The organism is Streptomyces sp. NPDC102406 (assembly GCF_044765725.1).
Lineage (GTDB): Bacteria > Actinomycetota > Actinomycetes > Streptomycetales > Streptomycetaceae > Streptomyces.
Window position 1 is genome coordinate 489,006 of sequence record NZ_JBIWKP010000003.1, and the last position, 19,144, is coordinate 508,149.

General features: G+C 72.5%; 14 protein-coding genes and 1 pseudogene. 9 read left to right on the top strand and 6 right to left on the bottom strand.

The features are described from left to right. The first annotated feature begins 23 nt into the window (after nt 1–23). From ACIRF8_RS16170 to ACIRF8_RS16190, 5 genes are all read left to right on the top strand, one after another. The gene (locus tag ACIRF8_RS16170; protein ID WP_404215200.1) at nt 24–932 is read left to right on the top strand and encodes an FAD binding domain-containing protein; all 909 of its coding nucleotides are present in this window, start codon (nt 24–26) and stop codon (nt 930–932) included. Beyond that, entirely contained in the window at nt 932–1,495 is a 564-nt protein-coding gene (locus tag ACIRF8_RS16175; RefSeq protein WP_404215202.1) for a (2Fe-2S)-binding protein, read from the top strand. Before ACIRF8_RS16170 ends, ACIRF8_RS16175 begins: the two co-directional genes overlap by 1 nt. Before the next feature lie 5 nt (nt 1,496–1,500). Further along, nucleotides 1,501–3,903: a xanthine dehydrogenase family protein molybdopterin-binding subunit gene (locus ACIRF8_RS16180; RefSeq protein ID WP_404215204.1), complete on the top strand. Its 2,403-nt coding sequence runs from the start codon at nt 1,501–1,503 to the stop codon at nt 3,901–3,903. 162 nt (nt 3,904–4,065) lie between these two features. After that, the gene (locus ACIRF8_RS16185; RefSeq protein ID WP_404215206.1) at nt 4,066–5,523 is read left to right on the top strand and encodes an NCS2 family permease; all 1,458 of its coding nucleotides are present in this window, start codon (nt 4,066–4,068) and stop codon (nt 5,521–5,523) included. A 43-nt stretch (nt 5,524–5,566) separates the two neighbouring features. Beyond that, nucleotides 5,567–6,718 (top strand): XdhC family protein, encoded by a 1,152-nt coding sequence (locus tag ACIRF8_RS16190; protein ID WP_404215208.1) that lies wholly within the window; start codon nt 5,567–5,569, stop codon nt 6,716–6,718. A 4-nt stretch (nt 6,719–6,722) separates the two neighbouring features. On the opposite strand, the gene eccCb is transcribed toward ACIRF8_RS16190, so the two are convergent. Then, on the bottom strand, nt 6,723–11,018 hold the full coding sequence (gene eccCb / locus ACIRF8_RS16195; protein WP_404215210.1) for a type VII secretion protein EccCb: 4,296 nt from the start codon (nt 11,016–11,018) through the stop codon (nt 6,723–6,725). Further along, a complete protein-coding gene (locus ACIRF8_RS16200; protein ID WP_404215212.1) occupies nt 10,981–11,448 on the bottom strand; it encodes a hypothetical protein in 468 nt (155 codons plus the stop codon). Before ACIRF8_RS16200 ends, eccCb begins: the two co-directional genes overlap by 38 nt. Before the next feature lie 261 nt (nt 11,449–11,709). Between ACIRF8_RS16200 and ACIRF8_RS16205 the strand changes: the two genes are divergently transcribed. Together ACIRF8_RS16205 and ACIRF8_RS16210 are read left to right on the top strand one after the other, a co-directional pair. After that, nucleotides 11,710–12,246 (top strand): glycoside hydrolase family 6 protein, encoded by a 537-nt coding sequence (locus ACIRF8_RS16205; RefSeq protein WP_404215214.1) that lies wholly within the window; start codon nt 11,710–11,712, stop codon nt 12,244–12,246. Continuing rightward, nucleotides 12,243–12,878 (top strand): glycoside hydrolase family 6 protein, encoded by a 636-nt coding sequence (locus ACIRF8_RS16210; RefSeq protein ID WP_404215216.1) that lies wholly within the window; start codon nt 12,243–12,245, stop codon nt 12,876–12,878. Before ACIRF8_RS16205 ends, ACIRF8_RS16210 begins: the two co-directional genes overlap by 4 nt. 7 nt (nt 12,879–12,885) lie before the next feature. On the opposite strand, the gene ACIRF8_RS16215 is transcribed toward ACIRF8_RS16210, so the two are convergent. From ACIRF8_RS16215 to ACIRF8_RS16230, 4 genes and pseudogenes are all read right to left on the bottom strand, one after another. Next, complete coding sequence (locus tag ACIRF8_RS16215; RefSeq protein ID WP_404215218.1) at nt 12,886–13,926, bottom strand: saccharopine dehydrogenase NADP-binding domain-containing protein; 1,041 nt, start codon at nt 13,924–13,926, stop codon at nt 12,886–12,888. A gap of 81 nt (nt 13,927–14,007) precedes the next feature. Next, complete coding sequence (locus ACIRF8_RS16220) at nt 14,008–14,442, bottom strand: SRPBCC family protein (RefSeq protein WP_404215220.1); 435 nt, start codon at nt 14,440–14,442, stop codon at nt 14,008–14,010. A 68-nt stretch (nt 14,443–14,510) separates the two neighbouring features. Then, nucleotides 14,511–15,293, bottom strand: a complete 783-nt coding sequence (locus ACIRF8_RS16225; RefSeq protein WP_404215908.1) for a polysaccharide deacetylase family protein — start codon at nt 15,291–15,293, stop codon at nt 14,511–14,513. Nucleotides 15,294–15,382: 89 nt separating this feature from the next. After that, nucleotides 15,383–15,749: pseudogene (locus ACIRF8_RS16230) on the bottom strand (glycosyl hydrolase); the annotation flags it as partial. Nucleotides 15,750–16,289: 540 nt separating this feature from the next. Here ACIRF8_RS16230 and ACIRF8_RS16235 point away from each other — a divergent pair. Both ACIRF8_RS16235 and ACIRF8_RS16240 read left to right on the top strand, forming a co-directional pair. Beyond that, on the top strand, nt 16,290–18,074 hold the full coding sequence (locus ACIRF8_RS16235) for a hypothetical protein (protein ID WP_404215222.1): 1,785 nt from the start codon (nt 16,290–16,292) through the stop codon (nt 18,072–18,074). A gap of 156 nt (nt 18,075–18,230) precedes the next feature. Next, nucleotides 18,231–19,121: a family 16 glycosylhydrolase gene (locus ACIRF8_RS16240; RefSeq protein WP_404215224.1), complete on the top strand. Its 891-nt coding sequence runs from the start codon at nt 18,231–18,233 to the stop codon at nt 19,119–19,121. The last annotated feature ends 23 nt before the right edge of the window (nt 19,122–19,144 follow it).

Below are 19,144 nucleotides of genomic sequence, written 5' to 3' on the forward strand. Positions count from 1 at the left end.
ACGACGAATGAAGAGAGCCGCTCATGGACTTCCTTCGCCCCGCAAGCTGGGAGGAGGCGCTCGCCGCCAAGGCCGAGCACCCCACCGCTGTGCCGATCGCGGGTGGCACCGACGTCATGGTCGAGATCAACTTCGACCACCGGCGGCCCGAGTACCTTCTCGACCTGAACCGCATCGGCGAGCTGAGCGAGTGGGAGGTGGACGAGGGCCCCTCGGGCACGGTCCGGCTCGGCGCCTCCGTGCCGTACACCGCGATCATGGAGAACCTGCGGGCCGAGCTGCCGGGCCTGGCGCTCGCCTCGCACACCGTCGCCTCGCCGCAGATCCGCAACCGCGGCGGCGTCGGCGGCAACCTCGGCACGGCCTCACCGGCCGGTGACGCCCACCCGGCGCTGCTCGCCGCCGACTGCGAGGTCGAGGTCGAGTCCGTACGCGGGTCCCGGCGCATCCCGATCGACGCGTTCTACACCGGCGTGAAGCGCAACGCGCTCGCCCCCGACGAGCTGATCCGCGCCGTCCACATCAAGAAGGCCGACGGACCGCAGCAGTACTCGAAGGTCGGCACCCGCAACGCCATGGTGATCGCCGTCTGCGCCTTCGGCCTCGCGGTGCACCCCGAGACCCGCACCGTGCGCACCGGCATCGGCTCGGCCGCGCCGACCCCGATCCGCGCCAAGGAGGCCGAGCAGTTCCTCAACGCGGCGCTGGAGGAGGGCGGCTTCTGGGACAACGGAAAGATCATCACCCCGTCGGTCGCCAAGCAGTTCGCCGACCTGTGCTCCGCCGCCTGCAACCCGATCGACGACGTGCGCGGCACCGCCTCGTACCGCCGCCACGCGGTCGGCATCATGGCCCGCCGCACGCTCACCTGGGCCTGGGAGTCCTACCGCGGCACCGACGGCAGCACCATCGGAAAGGGGAGTGTCGCGTAATGCGCGTCAATTTCACGGTCAACGGCCGCAAGCAGGAAGCCGACGACGTCTGGGAGGGCGAGTCCCTGCTGTACGTCCTGCGCGAGCGGATGGGCCTGCCCGGCTCCAAGAACGCCTGCGAGCAGGGCGAGTGCGGCTCCTGCACCGTCCGGCTCGACGGCGTCCCGGTCTGTTCGTGTCTCGTCGCCGCCGGACAGGTCGAGGGCCGCGAGGTCGTCACCGTCGAAGGCCTCGCCGAGTTCGCCAGGAACCGCTCGTGCGGCGGCCACGAGGGCGGCGGCCACGAGGACGCGCACGCGGCGAAGGGCACCGACTCGCAGACCGGCGAGGGCGACGAACTCGCCCCGATCCAGCAGGCGTTCATCGACGCGGGCGCGGTCCAGTGCGGCTTCTGCACGCCCGGCCTGCTGGTCGCCGCCGACGAGATGCTGGAGCGCACCCCGAACCCCTCCGACGCGGACATCCGCGAGGCGCTGTCCGGCAACCTGTGCCGCTGCACCGGCTACGAGAAGATCATGGACGCGGTGCGGCTCGCTGCCGCGCGCCAGTCCCAGGAGGTCTGAAGGACATGGCTGACACCCGCACCACCGGCATCCCCGCGAAGGTGACGCAGGGCTCGCAGACCAAGGGCGGCATCGGCGAGTCCACGCTCCGCCCGGACGGCACCCTCAAGGTCACCGGCGAGTTCGCGTACTCCTCCGACATGTGGCACGAGGACATGCTGTGGGGCCAGATCCTGCGCTCCCCGGTCGCGCACGCCGAGATCCTCTCCATCGACACCGGCGAAGCCCTCGCCACGCCCGGCGTCTACGCGGTCCTCACCTACGACGACCTGCCGACCGCCGTGAAGAACTACGGCCTGGAGATCCAGGACACCCCGGTCCTCGCGCACGGCAAGGTCCGCCACCACGGCGAGCCCGTCGCGCTGGTCGCCGCCGACCACCCGGAGACCGCGCGCCGCGCCGCCGCCAAGATCAAGGTCGAGTACCGGGACCTGCCCGTCATCACCGACGAGGCGTCCGCGACCGCGCCGGACGCGATCCTCGTCCACGAGAACCGCGACGACCACCACATCGGCCACGTCCCGCATCCCAACATCGTGCACCGCCAGCCGATCGTGCGCGGGAACGTCGAGGAGGCCCGCGAGCGCGCCGACGTCATCGTCGAGGGCGACTACTACTTCGGCATGCAGGACCAGGCGTTCCTCGGCCCCGAGTCCGGCCTCGCCGTGCCGGCCGAGGACGGCGGCGTCGACCTCTACGTCGCCACCCAGTGGCTGCACTCGGACCTCAAGCAGATCGCCCCGGTCCTCGGCCTGCCCGAGGACAAGGTGCGCATGACGCTCTCCGGCGTCGGCGGCGCGTTCGGCGGCCGCGAGGACCTGTCCATGCAGATCCACGCCTGCCTGCTCGCCCTGCGCACCGGCAAGCCCGTCAAGATCGTCTACAACCGGTTCGAGTCGTTCTTCGGCCACGTCCACCGCCACCCCGCCAAGCTCCACTACGAGCACGGGGCCACCAAGGACGGCAAGATCACGCACATGAAGTGCCGGATCGTGCTCGACGGCGGCGCCTACGCCTCCGCCTCCCCGGCCGTCGTCGGCAACGCCTCGTCGCTCTCCGTCGGCCCGTACGTCATCGACGACGTCGACATCGAGGCCATCGCGCTCTACTCCAACAACCCGCCCTGCGGCGCCATGCGCGGCTTCGGCGCGGTCCAGGCGTGCTTCGCCTACGAGGCGCAGATGGACAAGCTCGCCGACAGGCTCGGCATGGACCGGGTCGAGTTCCGGCAGCTCAACGCCATGGAACAGGGCACGATCATGCCGACCGGGCAGCCCGTCGACTCGCCCGCCCCGGTCGCCGAACTGCTGCGCCGCATCAAGGCGATGCCGATGCCGCCCGAGCGCCAGTGGGAGTCCAGCGAGGGCTCCGACGTACGCCAGCTCCCCGGCGGCCTGTCCAACACCACCCACGGCGAAGGTGTCGTACGCGGCGTCGGTTACGCGGTCGGCATCAAGAACGTCGGCTTCTCCGAGGGCTTCGACGACTACTCCACCGCCAAGGTGCGCATGGAGATCGTCGGCGGCGAGCCCGTCGTCACCGTGCACACGGCGATGGCCGAGGTGGGCCAGGGCGGTGTCACCGTCCACGCGCAGATCGCCCGCACCGAGCTGGGCGTCACGCAGGTGACCATCCAGCCCGCCGACACCCAGGTGGGCTCGGCCGGTTCGACGTCCGCGTCCCGGCAGACCTACGTCACCGGTGGCGCCGTGAAGAACGCCTGCGAGCTGGTCCGCGAGAAGGTCCTGGAGATCGGGCGCCGCAAGATGGGCACCTACCACCCGGCGTGGGCCACCGCGGAACTCCTGCTGGAGGGCGGCAAGGTCGTCACCGACGGCGGCGAGGTCCTCGGCGACCTCGTCGACGTACTGGAGGACGAGGCCGTCGAGGTCGAGGAGGAGTGGCGCCACCGGCCCACCGAACCCTTCGACCTGCGTACGGGGCAGGGCAACGGGCACGTGCAGTACTCGTTCGCCGCGCACCGCGCCGTCGTCGAGGTCGACACCGAACTCGGCCTGGTCAAGGTCATCGAACTGGCCTGCGCCCAGGACGTCGGCAAGGCGCTCAACCCGCTCTCGGTGATCGGCCAGATCCAGGGCGGCACCATCCAGGGCATGGGCATCGCCGTGATGGAGGAGATCGTCGTCGACCCGAAGACGGCGAAGGTCAAGAACCCCTCCTTCACCGACTACCTGCTCCCCACCATCCTCGACACGCCGACCATCCCGGTCGACGTGCTCGAACTTGCCGACGAGCACGCCCCGTACGGGCTGCGCGGTATCGGCGAGGCCCCCACCCTGTCGTCCACCCCGGCCGTCCTCGCGGCGATCCGGAACGCGACGGGCCTGGCGCTCGACCGGACACCCGTCCGGCCCGAGCACCTGACGGGCACGGCCACCACGGCGTAGCCCGCACTCGATGAATCCGGGGGGACGCCGTCCCGACGCCGTCCCCCCGACCCCAGTCGCCGTCCGTCTCGGGCCGTCCCCCGGGTCGTGCAGCCATCCCAAATCCCGCACGCGCAGAGGCAGTTCGCGGGTGCCCCTTTGAACCTTGGGAAACGAGGCACCATGACCCAGCAGTCCGTGGAGCCCAGGACCACCGCCGACGACGCGGGCGCGGGTTCGCGCCAGCCCGCCGGCAGATCCTGGCTCGACCGCTACTTCCACATATCCGACCGTGGATCATCCGTCGCGCGCGAAGTGCGCGGCGGCGTCACGACCTTCATGGCCATGGCGTACATCCTCCTGCTCAACCCCCTGATCCTGTCCGGCAAGGACGCCGCGGGCGACACGCTCGGGCAGAAGGCCCTGATCACCGCGACCGCCTTCGCCGCCGCGTTCACCACGCTCCTGATGGGCTTCGTCGGCAAGGTCCCGCTCGCCCTCGCTGCCGGCCTGTCCGTCTCCGGTGTGATCTCCTCGCAGGTCGCACCCCAGATGACCTGGCCGCAGGCCATGGGCATGTGCGTCATGTACGGCGTCGTGATCATGCTGCTCGTCGTCACCGGGCTGCGCGAGCTGATCATGAACGCGATCCCGCTGGCGCTCAAGCACGGCATCACCATGGGCATCGGCCTGTTCATCGCGCTGATCGGGCTCTACAAGTCCGGCTTCGTGCAGACGGGGAAGGCGACGCCGCTGACGCTCGGCCCGGCGGGAGAGCTGGCGGGCTGGCCGGTGCTGCTCTTCGCGGGCACCTTGCTGCTGATCTTCATGCTCCAGGCGCGCAACACGCCCGGCGCGATCCTGATCGGCATCATCACCGGCACCGTCGTCGCGATGATCCTCAACGCGCTCGACGTCATCGACCCGAAGCAGTGGGCCAACGGCGCCCCCGAACTGCACGGCGGCGCGGTCTCGACGCCCGACTTCTCGCTCTTCGGCCACGTCGAGTTCGGCGGCTGGGGCGAGGTCGGCGCGATGACCGTCGGCATGATCGTCTTCACGCTCGTGCTCGCCGGGTTCTTCGACGCGATGGCCACCATCATCGGCGTCGGCACCGAGGCCGACCTCGCCGACGACAAGGGCCGCATGCCGGGCCTGTCCAAGGCGCTGTTCATCGACGGCGCCGGCGGCGCGATCGGCGGCGTGGCGGGCGGCTCCGGCCAGACCGTCTTCGTCGAGTCGGCGACCGGCGTCGGCGAGGGCGCCCGTACCGGGCTCGCCTCCGCCGTCACCGGCCTGTTCTTCGCGGCCTGCCTCTTCTTCACGCCGGTCACCGCGATCGTCCCCCAGGAGGTGGCGTCCGCCGCGCTCGTCGTCATCGGCGCCATGATGATGATGAACGCCCGGCACGTCGACTGGGCCGACCGCGCCACCGCGATCCCGGTCTTCCTGACCGTGGTCCTGATGCCCTTCACGTACACCATCACCACCGGCGTCGCCGCGGGCGTCATCTCCTGGGTCGCCATCAAGATCGCCCAGGGCAGGGCGCGGGAGATCGGGGCCTTCATGTGGGGCCTCACGGTGATCTTCCTGGTGTACTTCGCCCTCAACCCGATCGAGAGCTGGCTCGGCGTCCACTGACTCCGCCGCCCGCCCTCCCTCGTCACCGCAAAGGAGACCGCACATGCTGGACATCGCCGACGAGCTGAACCGGTGGGTCGAGCAGGGACGCGACTTCGCCGTGGCCACCGTGGTGGCCGTCGGCGGCAGCGCGCCCCGGCAGCCGGGCGCGGCGCTCGCCGTCGACAGCGAGGGCACCGCGATCGGCTCGGTCTCCGGCGGCTGCGTGGAGGGCGCGGTCTACGAGCTGTGCCGCGAGGCGCTCCAGGACGGCAGGACCGTCCTTGAGCGCTTCGGATACAGCGACGACGACGCCTTCGCCGTGGGCCTGACCTGCGGCGGCGTCATCGACATCCTCGTCACGCCGGTACGCGCCGCCGACGAGGCCGTACGCGGCGTGCTCGCGACCGCGCTGGGCGCCGCCGCCACGGGGGAGGCGGCGGCGCTCGCGCGGATCGTGTCGGGCCCGGCCGCCCTCAGGGGCCGCGCCCTGCTGGTGCGCCCCGACGGCTTGACCGAGGGCGGCCTCGGCGCCCACCCCGAACTCGACCGCACCGTCACCGCCGAGGCGCTGGCGTACCTCGACGCGGGACGCACCGCCACCCTGGAGATCGGTGAGCAGGGCTCACGTTGCGGAGCACCGCTCACGCTGCTCGTCGAGTCCTCCGTCCCCGCGCCCCGGATGATCGTCTTCGGCGCGATCGACTTCGCGTCGGCGCTCGTCCGGATGGGCAAGTTCCTCGGCTATCACGTCACCGTCTGCGACGCGCGCCCCGTCTTCGCGACGGCCGCCCGCTTCCCGGACGCCGACGAGATCGTGGTCGAGTGGCCCCACACGTACCTGGAACGCACCGACGTGGACGCCCGCACCGTCCTGTGCGTCCTCACCCACGACGCCAAGTTCGACGTCCCCCTGCTGCGGCTCGCGCTACGGCTCCCGGTCGCCTACGTGGGCGCCATGGGCTCCCGCCGCACCCACCTCGACCGCAACGAACGCCTGCGCGAGGTCGGCGTCACCGAACTGGAGCTGGCCCGCCTGAGGTCCCCCATCGGCCTCGACCTGGGCGCGCGGACCCCGGAGGAGGTGGCCCTGTCCATCGCCTCCGAGATCGTCGCGCACCGACGGGGCGGCAGCGGGGTGTCGCTGACCGGGGCCCACACCCCGATCCACCACGAGCCGGCACCCGCCGCCCACCGGATCGACTCGGTGGCCTGAGCGTCTACCTCTCGAACGCCGAGGGGGAGTAGGCGAGTTGGATCTCCCCGGTGGCCTTGCGGCTCACCAGGGTGCCGCGCCCCGGCGGCTTCGTCGTCGCCCGCATCCGGCCCAGGAGCATGCCCTCCGACGGGTCGGCGGACAGGACGACGCCGTGGTCGCCGAGCTCCCACAGACGCTGGAGGAACGGGTCGTACTGGGCCCGCGAGGCACCCGCCGCCGTCCGGGTCAGCACCACGCGCAGGCCGATCTCCCGGGCGAAGGGCAGCAGGTCGAGGAGGGGCATCAGTTCGTTGCCCGAGCTGGTGGCGATCAGGTCGTAGTCGTCGACCAGGAGATGGACGGGCGGCCCCGTGTACCAGCTCCGGTCCCGGATCTGTTCCGGCGTCACGTCCGGGCCGGGCAACCGACTGCTGAGCGTCTCGCGCAGCGACGCCACGGCGACCCCGAGCCCTTCGCGCGAGACGCAGTGCGTCAGGGTCCGGGACTCCGGCAGGTCGCCGATCAGGGACCGCCGGAAGTCCGCCACGAGGACCAGGGCCCTGCCCCGCGGGTACTTCTCCTCGATCGAGCGCGCCAGGAACCGCAGGAACGACGTCTTGCCCGAGCCCGTCTCACCCAGCACGAGGAGCAGCGGATCCCTGACGAGGTCGACCAGGACCGGCGCCATGAGGGTCCCGTCGATCCCGATGGCCAGTGTGTCGTCCGGCGTGGTCGCCGGGGACGGCAGCCGGGACGGGTCGAGAACGGCCGGCAGCAGCCGGACCGGCGGCGCCGAGGGACGGCTGCCCCAGGCGGACCTGACCCCGTCGACCAGGCCGGCGGTGGCCAGGCCGAGCGACATGTTCTCGCCCGCCCGCAACCGGGGCAGCGCCGTGAGGAGCGGACGCCCCTCGGGGGACAGCCCGTGACCCGGCCGGCCCGTCGGTACACGCCGGGCGCTCCTGCGGTCGATCTCGGACTCCGCGGGGTCGCCGAGGAGCAGTTCGACGGTGTGGCCGAGATGCTCCCGCAGGGTCGGCCGTACCTCGGTGTACCGGGCGGCGGTCAGCACCAGGTGGATGCCGTAGCGGCGGCCCCGCAGCGCGATGTCGAGCACGGCGCGCTCCAGGTGCTCGTACTCGGTGCGCAGCGTGGCGTAGCCGTCGATGACGAGGAAGACGTCGGCCCAGCGAGACGCCGGATCATCCTCGGCCGCGTGCCGCTCGCGATACTCCTGGACCGAACCGACCTGGAGTTTCTCGCACTCGCGCTCTCGCCACGCCAAGATCTCGACGACCTCGGCGACGGTGCGCCGCACCAGCTCCTCGTCCGTGCGGCGGGCGACCTGGCCCACGTGCGGAAGCCCGGACAGGTCCGCCATCTGGCCGCCGCCGAAGTCCAGTACGTAGAACCGGGCCTCCTGGGCGGTGTGGGTCAGGGCGAACGCCGCGATGAGCGTGGCCACCAGCGTCGACTTGCCCGACCGGGGCCCGCCGACGAACAGGGCGTGCGCCCGCTCCCCGGAGAAGTCGAGGAAAAGGGGCGCGTGCCGCTGCTCCTCCGGTACGTCGCACAGCCCCACGGGGACCTTCAACTCCCCGGCCGACGGCCGGGTTCCGGCCTGGAGGCCGCGCTCGGGGTCGACCGCGACGGGTGCGAGCAGCTCGTCGAGGGCCGGTGACTCCTCCAGCGGAGGCAGCCACACCGGGTGACTCGCGTGGCCCCCCTTCGCGAGCCGGGCCACGACCGCGTCCAGGACCGAGGTGTCCTCCCCGGTCTCGTCCTGGCCGGGCGCCGAGGCGAAGGCGGCCTTGAAGCGGACGAGGCCGTCGGCGCCCGTCCGCAGGTAGCCTTCACCGGGGTCCAGGGGGACCCGGTTGGCGTCCGGCACCCCGATCACGGCCCGGGACTCGGCCGCGGTCGCGGTGCGCAGCGCGATCCGGTACGACAGGAGGGCCTCCAGGCCGCGCAGCGAGGTGTCAGCCAGCCGCCGCGCCCCCAGCAGCAGATGCACGCCGACGGAGCGTCCCACCCGGCCGATCGAGACGAGCGCCTCGACGAAGTCGGGGTGCGCGGCGATGAGTTCGGTGAAGTCCTCGAACACCACGAGCAGGGTAGGCAGGGGTGCGAGGGCGACGCCGTCACGTTCCCTGGCGAGACGGTAGTCGGCGTGTGACGCGTAGTGTCCCGCGTCGCGCAGGAGGGTCGCGCGGCGCTCGATCTCGCCCCGCACGGACGCGGCGAGCCGGGCGGCGGCCGGGGCGTCCTCGCCGCCGATCTCGGGCACCGCCGAGGTGTGCGGCAGCGCCGCCAGTGCCTGGAAGGTACCCCGCCCCGGCGAGCCGACCAGCAGGAAGTTCAGGTCGTCCGGGGCGTGGGTCACCGCGAAGGAGAGAACCAGGGTGCGCAGCAGCTCGGACTTGCCGGAACCGGCCGTGCCCACCAGGAGTCCGTGCGGGCCCGCGCCACCGGACGCCGCCTCCTTGATGTCGAGGACGACCGGCATACCCGAGGACGTCGTGCCGAAGGGCGTGCTGAGCCGGGCGGCGGTGCGCCGTTCCCGGCGGCGGCGGGCCGGATCCGGGCCGGTGGTCCGGCCCGCGCCCAGCAGGTCGGTGAAGGAGACCCAGGCCGGTGCGGTCCGGTCCGGTGCGAGGTCCCTGCGCCACCCCGCCCGGATCCGCTCCACCGTGTCGGCCAGCGAGCGGCGCGCGGCCAGATGGCCCGTGACGTCGTCGAGGCGCGGCACGGCCACCCGGAACCGGCGGCGCCGCGAGAGCGCCCAGCCGACACCCACGCTCGCCGCGAGCACCGGGTCGACCTGGGAGTCCCGGGCGTCGTCGAGGGCCAGCTCGATACGGGTACCGAGCAGACCGAGCAGTTCCGGCGTGAGATCGCTCCAGCGGCGGGCGGCGACACACAGGTGGACCCCGTAGTTGAGGCCGGTGTTCGCCAGCCGGTGCACGTCGTCCGCGAACCCGGCGCGCTCCCAGCAGAAGTCGAGCCAGCCGTCGATGACGAGGAACAGGTCGCTGGTCTCCACCGTGCCGAGGGCGCCCTCGGCACGCAGCGCGCGGAACGCCTCGATGGAGTCGATGTCGTGGTCGCGGAACAGGGAGCGGCGCGCGGCGATGGCGTCCTTGACCGTGCCGAGCGCCTGGCTCACCCGGTCCTCCTCGTGCGGGGCGGCGACACCCCGCACGTGCGGCAGCGTGCGCAGCACCCCGAGCCGGTTGACGGCGCCCTCCAGGAGGACGAACTCGGCCTCGCCCGGGGTGTGGGTCAGCGCCAGGGACAGGACGAGGGCCCGCAGCAGCGTGGTCTTGCCGCTGCCGAGCTTGCCCACCACCGCGGCGTTGCCCTCGCGGCCGGAGAAGTCGACGCACATCAGCTCGCCGTGCGCCGAGTGCTCCAACCTGCCGATGGGGGTGCGCAGATGGGCCGCGCCCTCCCAGGCGTCGCAGATGAAGCCGCGGTCGGCGGTCTCGATCGGGGGTGGGAGCAGCAGGCCCAGCGGCAGTTCGTGGGTGGCCGCGGCGCGTCCCGCGGGGCCCGCGGTGACGTCCAGCTCCGGTGCGTAGGCGAGCGCCACGTCACCCTCGCAGTGGCCGGACTTGGTGGGCGTCTGGTCGGGGCCCGCCTGGTTGCGGACGGCGTCGTGGACATAGGCGTACAGCTCGTCGGGGGTGATGACGCCGTCGCGATTGAGGTCGGCGAGGCCGGTGCTGAGCCCCTCGATGACGGCGTTGGTGAAACGCGGCGCCGACACCCCGTTGTCGATCTTCAGTTGGTCGCCCTCGTAGGCGTACTCCAGAGCCGTCGTGGCGGTGATGACGAACGTGCCGCGACCGGCGAGCGCGGACTCCACGTCCACCGGGGCGGGCGACATGGGCGTGCCGCGGTGGAAGAGGCCGCTGTAGCAGCAGTCGAGGAGGACGACCTTGGTGCCGGCCTGGCTCTCGTCGAGCAGGCCGTGCAGGAACGCGGCGGAGACGGCCGTGGCCGCAGGCCGGTTCAGGCGGGTGCCGAGCGTCGCGAAGAAGAGGCGGTCGCCGTCGTTGCGGACGCCGTGGCAGGCCAGGTAGAGCAGGACGAAGTCATCGGGTTCCCGGTCGGCGAGGAGGTCCTCGATCGCCCCCTCCAGCTCCTCCTTCGGCCGGTTCAGCAGGGCGCGCACCTCGTCGAACCGACCGATGGCCGGATCGCGCAGCAGCGCCGCGAGTTCGGTCGCCCCGCGCGCCGGTGCCCGTAGCTGGTTGAGCCCCGGGTCCTGGTAGCCGTCAGTCGCGACCAGCAGTGCGATCCGGCGCCCGGCCATCGGTCCCCTCCGCTTCGTCCCCGCCGTCCCCGCCGTTCTCGCCCTCCCCGGCCGCCGCCGTGCCCGCCGCGATCCGGGCGGTCACCGCGTCCACGAGGGCCTGCTGAGCCTCGGTGGACAGGGCGGTGAAGGAGCCCTTGTTCCCGTCGAACTCCCACTCGACGGCCCGGGCCTTCGAGCGGTTCACGTAGGCGACGACGACGTTGCCGACCGCTTTCAGCGTCGCCGCGGAGAACGCGCCACTGAGGACGAGCACGGCGATCTCGTGCCCGGCCCCGGCCATCGCCCCGGCGGGCGCCGGCCGCGTCCCGCGCTCCACGCGCAGCGCGCCGAGCCGGCGCAGGTCCTGGAAGAGAGCGCGGACCTGGCGGTCCACCTGGTCGGGGGTCGCACCGTGCCCGGCGTCGACGCGCAGCTCCAGTTCGTGCACGGTGCCTCCTCGTGGCCGCCCCTCGCCCGGGGCGCGTCCGAAGATCGTAGCCGCCGCCGGTCCGCGACACCCGGGGCGCGCGGGACAACGAACGGCTCGTGCACCGTACTTGACGCCGTGCGCCCCGTCCCCGACCCTCGTTTGGGAGCGCTCCCATTCACCGCAGGCAACATACGTGCCCCATTGCGATCCTGGAGTGAACCCGTGCGAGATCCCCTCAGAGGTGCCCGCAGGCGCGGCGCCCGCCGTCTCCCGACTGCCGTGACCGCATGGGCCTTCGCCCTGTCGGCGCTGGTCCTGGGCGGCCCCGTCGCCGCCGCGGACGGACCCGCGGAGGCCGCCGCCCGCACTCCGCGCCTCTACACCCCGCGCCTCTACACCCCCGAGCCCAACCCCGATGCCCTCCGGCAGATCCTCGATCTGGCCAAGGCAGGGCAGTACCGGGACGCGGCCCGCGTCACGGCCATGGTCGCCACCCCGCAAGCCGTCTGGTTCGGGGACCAGAGCCCGCAGGAGGTCGAGAAACTCGCCCGGGACGTCGTCAGGGACGCGAGCAGGGCCGACGCCGTCCCCGTCTTCGCGCTCTACGACATCCCCGGCCGCGACTGCTCCAACTACTCGGCGGGCGGCGCCGCGAACACCGCCGAGTACCAGGCGTGGATCGACGCCGTGGCCCGCGGCATCGGCACCCGGGACGCCCTGGTGATCCTGGAACCAGCGCGCTCGCCCTGCTGCCCGCGGACTGCGGACAGGACGACGCCGAGGGCACGAAGACCGCCGCCCGGTACGCCGAGGTGAATTACGCCGTCGACACACTGGAGCCGCTGCGCGGCACGCGGGTCTACCTCGACACCGGGCACACCGGCTGGCACGCGGTCTCCTCGATCGTGCCGCGACTCCTCAAGGGCGGTGTCGAGCGGGCCTCCGGCTTCTACACCAACGCCTCCAACTACCAGAGCGACGACGCCAACTCCTGGTACGGCAAGCTCATCTCCTCCTGCATCGCCTACGTCGACGGCGGCGGCGACGCCGCCGACTGCCCGCACCAGTCCGCGCCGCGGGCCGAGACGCAAGGCTGGATCGACGCCCACGTCCACGTACCCGCCTCCCGTATGACGCACTTCGTCACCGACTCCAGCCGCAACGGAAAGGGCCCGTGGACCCCGCCCGCCGGCAAGTACACCGACCCGCAGGACTGGTGCAACCCGCCCGACCGCGGCCTGGGCGCCCGCCCGACCCTGCGCACCGGCGACCCGCTCCAGGACGCCCGCCTGTGGATCAAGACGCCGGGGGAGTCGGACGGGCTGTGCCTGCGCGGGACGCAAGGGCCCGAGGACCCCGAGCGCGGGACGGTCGACCCGAAGGCGGGGGACTGGTTCCCGCAACAGGCACTCGAACTGGCGCGGCTCGCCCGGCCTCCGCTTCTGTAGGGCGCGTTCAGCCTTCCGGGAGCGCCAGCGCCTCGAACGCCTCCTGGTCGGCCAGCGACCGCAGGAACGGGGCCGCCTCGAACGCCTCGGCCGGGCTGAACACCCCGGCCTTGCGCGGCCCCTCACCGCCCATGAGCCGGAGCACGGCCTCCACGGAGACCAGTGCTCCGGCTCGCCAGATGTCCTTCCCGCGCACATGGGCGTTGACGCCGCCACCGCCCGCGCGCACGACCTGGACGGCGACCGTGAACGTGCTGCGGGCCCGCTCCTCGGGGCTCGCGTCGACGCTGCTGAAGATCTGCTCCTCCTCGAACGTCGACGCCGTGAGCTGCACCTCGACCGCCCGGGCCGGGACGTGCCGGGGCACGGTGACGACCTCGCCCGAGGGGAACGGCACGATCGTGGTGCGCGGCCCGACCGGCGGCGGGAACGGGAAGACCGCGTTGCGGACCTCCACCGGGCCGACGCGCTGGACCCCGTCCGCGTAGGAGATGCGGTCGATCTCGCCGATGAGGAGGTTCGCCGTGTTCACCGCGCCCCGCGTCATCCGCCAGCCGGAGACGGCGTAGCCGACGGTGACCTTCTCGATGCCGTCGGCGGCGGGCAGCCCCGCGGCGGCGGCCGAGGCCAGCAGGTCGCCGAGCCCGCCGTAGAAACTCATCTGCGGGATCAGCACGGCCCCGGTGCGCTCGGCGACGCTCTGGAACGCGTCGAAGAGGTGCTTGACGGGGTGCGGCTCGATGGCGTGGTCGACGTACGGGATCCCGGCCTCGGCCGCGGCGGCGGCGACCGGGGCGCCCGTCGTGGTGAAGGGGCCCGCGCAGTGGTTCACCGCGTCGGCCCGCTCGGCGAGACGGCGCAGGGCGGCGCCGTCGTCGAGCGGTGCCACATGGACGCTGACCCGGTCCGGGGCGGCGAGTTCGGCGGCCAGGGCGCGCAGGCCCTGTTCGGTGCGGCCGGCGAGGATGACGTCCTGGCCGCGGGCGAGGAGCTCGGCGGTGACGAGGCGCCCGGTGTGTCCCGTGGCGCCGTAGACGGCTATGCCCATGAGGATCTCACTTCCGTACGGAGGAGTGTGACCAAGTGGGTCAAGATACAACTCATAGACCCCGCCGACGAGTTGACCGGCTCAGCGACTTCCGTCCCGTAGCAGCCCTTTCAGCGCACGAGCGAACATCCAGCGCCCCGCCACCGCGAGCAGCGGGTCCGCGAAAGCCGGGACCCCGCGCACCCGCAGCTCCTCGCGCCACTCCACCCTGGCCCCTTCGGCGCCGAGCGCCCGTACGTCGAACTCGGCCCAGCCGGTGACGAACCGACCGCGCTTGACAAGCCGGCAGTGGCGCGGCGGCTGCCACGCGACGAGCTCCATCGGGTCGTCGAAGCCGAACCGGCGGCCGATCCCGGTACGCGCCACGAACACCGTGCCCGCGGCCGTCGGCGGCGGTGTGGTGACGGTGACGCGGGTGAGCGGCACGACGTCGCCGTGCCGTTCCCAGTCGGTCAGGCGCCGCCACGCCTCGGCGGCGGGCAGCGGGGTGTCTCGGACGATGAGGACGTGGGCCACGCCGCGACAGTAGGCCCGTCGCGGGGCGGGCCGCACCACGACCGGCGCAGCGGCGTGTCGCGGCGGGGTCAGGGCTTGTAGATCTTCCCCGGTTCCGCCTTGCCGGGTGCCAGCAACTGCGGCACCGTCACGAAGACGTAGCCCTTCTGCTTCAGCGCGTCGATGATGCCGGGCACGGCCGGGACGGTGCCGCGGTAGATGTCGTGCAGCAGGATGATGCTGTCGCGCTTCGTCTGCTCCACGGCGCGCTTGCGGATCAGCGCCGAGTCCGTGGTCGTGTAGTCCTTGGTGGTCACGTCCCACAGGATCTGGGCCAGGCCCTCCTCCTTGGCGAGCGCGCTGACGTGGTCGTCCGTGCGGCCCTGCGGCGGTCGCATCAGTGTGGGGCGCTTGCCGGTCAACTTCTCCACGGCGTCGTCGGTGCGCCGGAACTCCGTACGGATCTGCGCGTCGTCGATGTCCGTGAGGATCTTGTGGTCCCAGGTGTGGCTGGCGAGCTCGTGCCCCTCCCTGGCCATGCGCTTGACCAGCTCGGGATGGTCGGCGATGTGGTTCTTGCCGAGCAGGAAGAACGTCGCGGGGACCTTCTTCTCCTTGAGGATGTCGAGCAGCCGGGGGCTGTTCTCGCTCGGGCCCGCGTCGAAGGTGAGGGCGACGCACTTGACCTTGCGGCAGTCGGCGGTGCCGAACCGGGCGTCGCCGCCCTTCCCGTCCTCGGCCGCGGCCGGGCTCTTGCGGGCGGCGCTCGGGGTGGTCGTGTCGTAGCGCGTACAGCCACTCAGGGCGACGGAGAGGGCCCCGGCGACCGCCAGCGCGGCGGTCGCACGGAACCTTCTTCGGCTTTTCTTCATCTTCTTGGATACGGCAGGCATGTCGGCACTATACACATAGCGTATACGCAGGGTGTGTAGCCATTTGGCCTGCGGTTTTGCCGTTCTGCTCAGGCGTCCCGATAGGCGGCGAGCAGCTTGGCGAGCGCTCCCGCGTAGTCACCGGTCAAGGCCGGATGGTCGGCCTCGGCGAACGGTTCGGCCCAGGCGGCCGTGATCCTGTCGCCCCGCGTCCCGCACGTGCCGGGTGGCGAGCGCGAGCGCATGGAGGGTGGATGCGCCGCCCGGCGCCTTGGTCGAGGTCGTGAGCCCGTGGCCGTACGGGAACTGCGGGTCGTAGGAGGAGTCGCCCACGTTGATGGGCGACTGCCCGGTGAACGGCCGCTTGCCGTCGAGCACGTCGGCCACGTCGTCGCCCTCGGTGCCCGGCAGCCAGGAGGCGACGAGCCCGTCCATGTCGCCGAGCCGGTCGCCGAGGGCGCCGTGGCGGTGGTGAGCGGGAGCAGCCCGGCGGCGAGGGCACAGACGGTGAGCAGCGCGGCCCGTCCTCCGCGGCCCCGGGCGGACGAATGGGTGAGCGAGTGAGTGGAGTGACGCAAGATTCCCTCCGGAGGTTCCGGTTGCGGGTGGCGATGGCGCGTCGGGACGTGCTTGATTCAAGACTTGCGTTGAAAGGGGCCTCGTGAGGGTGTCAAGTGTTCGGACGTAAAGGGAGTTGACGTAAGACGCCCGATTGACAGGTCCGCCGCGGCCCCGGATCGTGTCAACCGGCATGTGATGCTTGACGGTTGGGGGACCGCGATGGGGTGGCCGGGGGATACGTCCGACGACGGGACGCGGCAGGACAGACACACGGGCCACCGCCCGCCGGAGGAGCGAAATACCGAGGGCGCCGAACGGACCGAGGACGCGAAGCCCGCCGGGGCGGGGCCGTCCGGAGCGGAAGCCGGGTTCGGGCCGCCGCCGGAGATGTCACCGGGGACGGGGGCGCCGGGCGGGGCTGTGCCGACGAGTGAGATGTCGTCCACGGCGTCGGCGTCGGCGGCCGGGGCTTCGTCGCCCGCGGGCCCGCCGCCCGCCGCGCCGCCGCACTGGGAGCCGCCGGTCGCGGCGCCGTCGAGCGAGACGCCGCCCCCCGCAGGTCCGCCGCCCTCCCCGTTCCAGGCGCCGCCTCCCGCGCCCCCCGCCTACACCCCCGGCGCGCCGCCGCCACCCGGTACGCCTCCCGCGCCGCCGACCGTGCTCGGCGGGCCGCCCGAGTCGGCGGCGGGGCCCGGCGATCCGGTGCGGGCGCTCGCCGTCGGGCTGCTCAACCTCTCCGGGCTGGGGCTCGGCTACGTGTTCCTGCGCCGGTGGCTGCTCGCCGCGCTGTGCCTCGGGGGCACGGCCGCGCTGCTCGTCGTCGCGCTGCCCGCCGACCCGGACGGCGTACCGGGGCAGGTCCTCGCCGGATACCTCGCCCTGCTGCTGATCGCGGCGGCGGACGGCGCCCGCCGCGGTTTCCGCGCCCCGGTGAACCAGCCGAACCAGCCGAATCAGCCGAATCAGCCGACCCGCTCAACCACCCTGCACACCAAGCCCCTTGCGATCGTCGCCCTCGCCGTCGTCCTGCTCGCGGTGCCCGCCGGGGGCGCGGTCGCGTACACGGGGCTGCGGGACGACGCCGTCGAGGAGATGCTGCTCGACCGGCTCGCCGCCACCGACGCCCTCGTCGAGCGGGCCGCGACCCAGGAGTTCGCCCCGGCGCGCGCCGACTACCGCACGGCCCTGGTCCGCTACCGCTCCCTCACCGAGGACCACCCGGGCTCCCGCGCCGCGCACCGCGTCCACGACAGCCTCGACGCCTACTACAAGGCGGTGGCCACCCCGTACCTGAGGGCCGACCACTGCGCGGCCCTCCAGCCGCTCGCCTTCCTGCGGGACGTGCCGAGGTCCATCGACCGCGAGGTCCTGGGAACCCTCGCGACCTGGCCCGACAAACCCCTCGCCGTGTCCCTCCTGAAGTGCGGCACCGGCAGACTCGGCGCCACCGGGGGCGACGGACGCGGCGGCGAACTCGGTCAACTCCTGCGTACGTTCCCGAAGTCGGCGCAGGCGGCCGAGGTGGCCCCGGCCGTGCGCGCCGCCGTCACGAGACGTACGGGTGACCTGTCCGGCGCCGAACCGTGCCGCGCCACCGACGAATTGCGCCGCATCGGCGACACCGCGAAGGCCCTGCCCGCGCCCGCCCCCGCGCAACTGGGCGGCGACGTCGACCGGGCCGTGCGCGACGGCAACTACGCCTGCGGAATCGACCAGTTCAAGGACGGCAGCTTCGCGGACGCCCGCAAGACGCTGACCGACTTCGCGGGCACGTACAAGAACGACAAGCGCGGCGCACGGGCCCGGCAGGTCGCCGTCGCCGCCGAGATCGCCGCGCAGCGCCCGGCCGCGGGCGACCGGTTGCCGCCCGCCCACGCGCCCGGCGGCGCCCGTATGCAAATGGTGATCAGCAACGACGGGCCCGACCCCGTGGAGATCCTGTACACCGGACCCGTCACCGGACGTCTCACCATCGGCGGCTGCGACTCGTGCTCGACGTACCGCACCGAGGCCGAGGGCAGTCGCAAGGCGTGCAAGGCGGGCACGTCGTACCCGAAGAAGACGCTGCGGCTACCGGCCGGGACGTACCACTTCCTGCACAAGCCGGGCGGCTCCCGGGTCACGGCCCGCAGCCGCGCGGCGGGCGGCACCATCCAGCCCGGATACACCTACACGCAATGCAGTTACGTGGTGACCAGCGGCCTCGGCGGCGATCTCTGAGAGGACGCACCACCAGGAGTGGAATCGGTTACCGCCGCGCACGTGCACAACTTCCGCACGTGCGCGGCCCCTTGACGCGTCGTCGTCCCGCTTGCACCATGACTCGCCGTGAAAGCGTTTTCTGCCGGAGGGAACGCGACAGCGGAGGGCGGGCTCATGCGCGACCGAACCACCATGACGGCGATCGCCCTGCTGGCCGCGAGCGCTCTGCTCGGCGCCCTGCCCGCGCACGCCGCCGGTTCCGCCCGGCAGGACGCCGGGCAGGCGGCCGGACTCATCGACCCCGCGACCCCCGCGGGAGTCCAGCCGCTGGGCACCGGCACCGCGACCGCCGCCGCGCAGACCCTGGTGTTCAGCGACGAGTTCGACGGCGCGACGCTCGATGCGGCCCGCTGGACCGCCCGTGACCAGGAACGTTCCGGCGCGGCGGGCACCGACCGCTGGTGGTACAAACCGGCCGGAGTCCGGACCGATGGCGCGGGCGCCCTCGCCATCGACGTGAAACAGCTCGCCGAGGGGCAGTACGCGGGCGGCCGGATCGACAGCCAGGGCAAGTTCGACTACACGTACGGCACGATCGAGGCCAGGATCCACACCCCGGCCGCCACCAACGGGCACCTGGCCGCACTGTGGCTCCAGGCCGACGCGGGCCTCACCCCCGGCGGCGTGGTCGACGGCACCGCGCGCGACGGCGCCGAGATGGACGTCACGGAGACCAATTACCAGGCCGACAAGTACTCCGTGACGCTGCACTACGACGGCTACGGCGCCGACCACAAGTCGTCCGGCACCGTCGCCGAGGCGCCCGGGCTGCACAGCACCTGGTACCACACGTTCGGCCTCAGTTGGACCCCCACCCGACTGACGTTCCTGTACGACGGGGCCGTGGTCCGCACCGTCACCGACCCCCGGCTCGTCAGCCAGGTGGCGGAGTTCCCGATCCTCTCGCACGAGGTCCTGGACGGCTGGGCGGACGGCTCGGTCCACGACGAGACGTTCGACTGGCACTCCACGATGTACGTCGATTACCTCAGGGTCTGGCAATAGGGGAGCCGGTGCGGTGGCGGGGG

Excerpts from the sequence above, each read along its gene's own strand:
- ACIRF8_RS16235 (WP_404215222.1), top strand. The coding sequence starts at position 16,290 with ATGTCGTCCACGGCGTCGGCGTCGGCGGCCGGGGCTTCGTCGCCCGCG.
- ACIRF8_RS16240 (WP_404215224.1), top strand. The coding sequence starts at position 18,231 with ATGCGCGACCGAACCACCATGACGGCGATCGCCCTGCTGGCCGCGAGC.
- ACIRF8_RS16215 (WP_404215218.1), bottom strand. The coding sequence starts at position 13,926 with ATGGGCATAGCCGTCTACGGCGCCACGGGACACACCGGGCGCCTCGTC.
- ACIRF8_RS16170 (WP_404215200.1), top strand. The coding sequence starts at position 24 with ATGGACTTCCTTCGCCCCGCAAGCTGGGAGGAGGCGCTCGCCGCCAAG.
- ACIRF8_RS16225 (WP_404215908.1), bottom strand. The coding sequence starts at position 15,293 with ATGAAGAAAAGCCGAAGAAGGTTCCGTGCGACCGCCGCGCTGGCGGTC.
- ACIRF8_RS16190 (WP_404215208.1), top strand. The coding sequence starts at position 5,567 with ATGCTGGACATCGCCGACGAGCTGAACCGGTGGGTCGAGCAGGGACGC.
- eccCb (WP_404215210.1), bottom strand. The coding sequence starts at position 11,018 with ATGGCCGGGCGCCGGATCGCACTGCTGGTCGCGACTGACGGCTACCAG.
- ACIRF8_RS16180 (WP_404215204.1), top strand. The coding sequence starts at position 1,501 with ATGGCTGACACCCGCACCACCGGCATCCCCGCGAAGGTGACGCAGGGC.
- ACIRF8_RS16185 (WP_404215206.1), top strand. The coding sequence starts at position 4,066 with ATGACCCAGCAGTCCGTGGAGCCCAGGACCACCGCCGACGACGCGGGC.
- ACIRF8_RS16175 (WP_404215202.1), top strand. The coding sequence starts at position 932 with ATGCGCGTCAATTTCACGGTCAACGGCCGCAAGCAGGAAGCCGACGAC.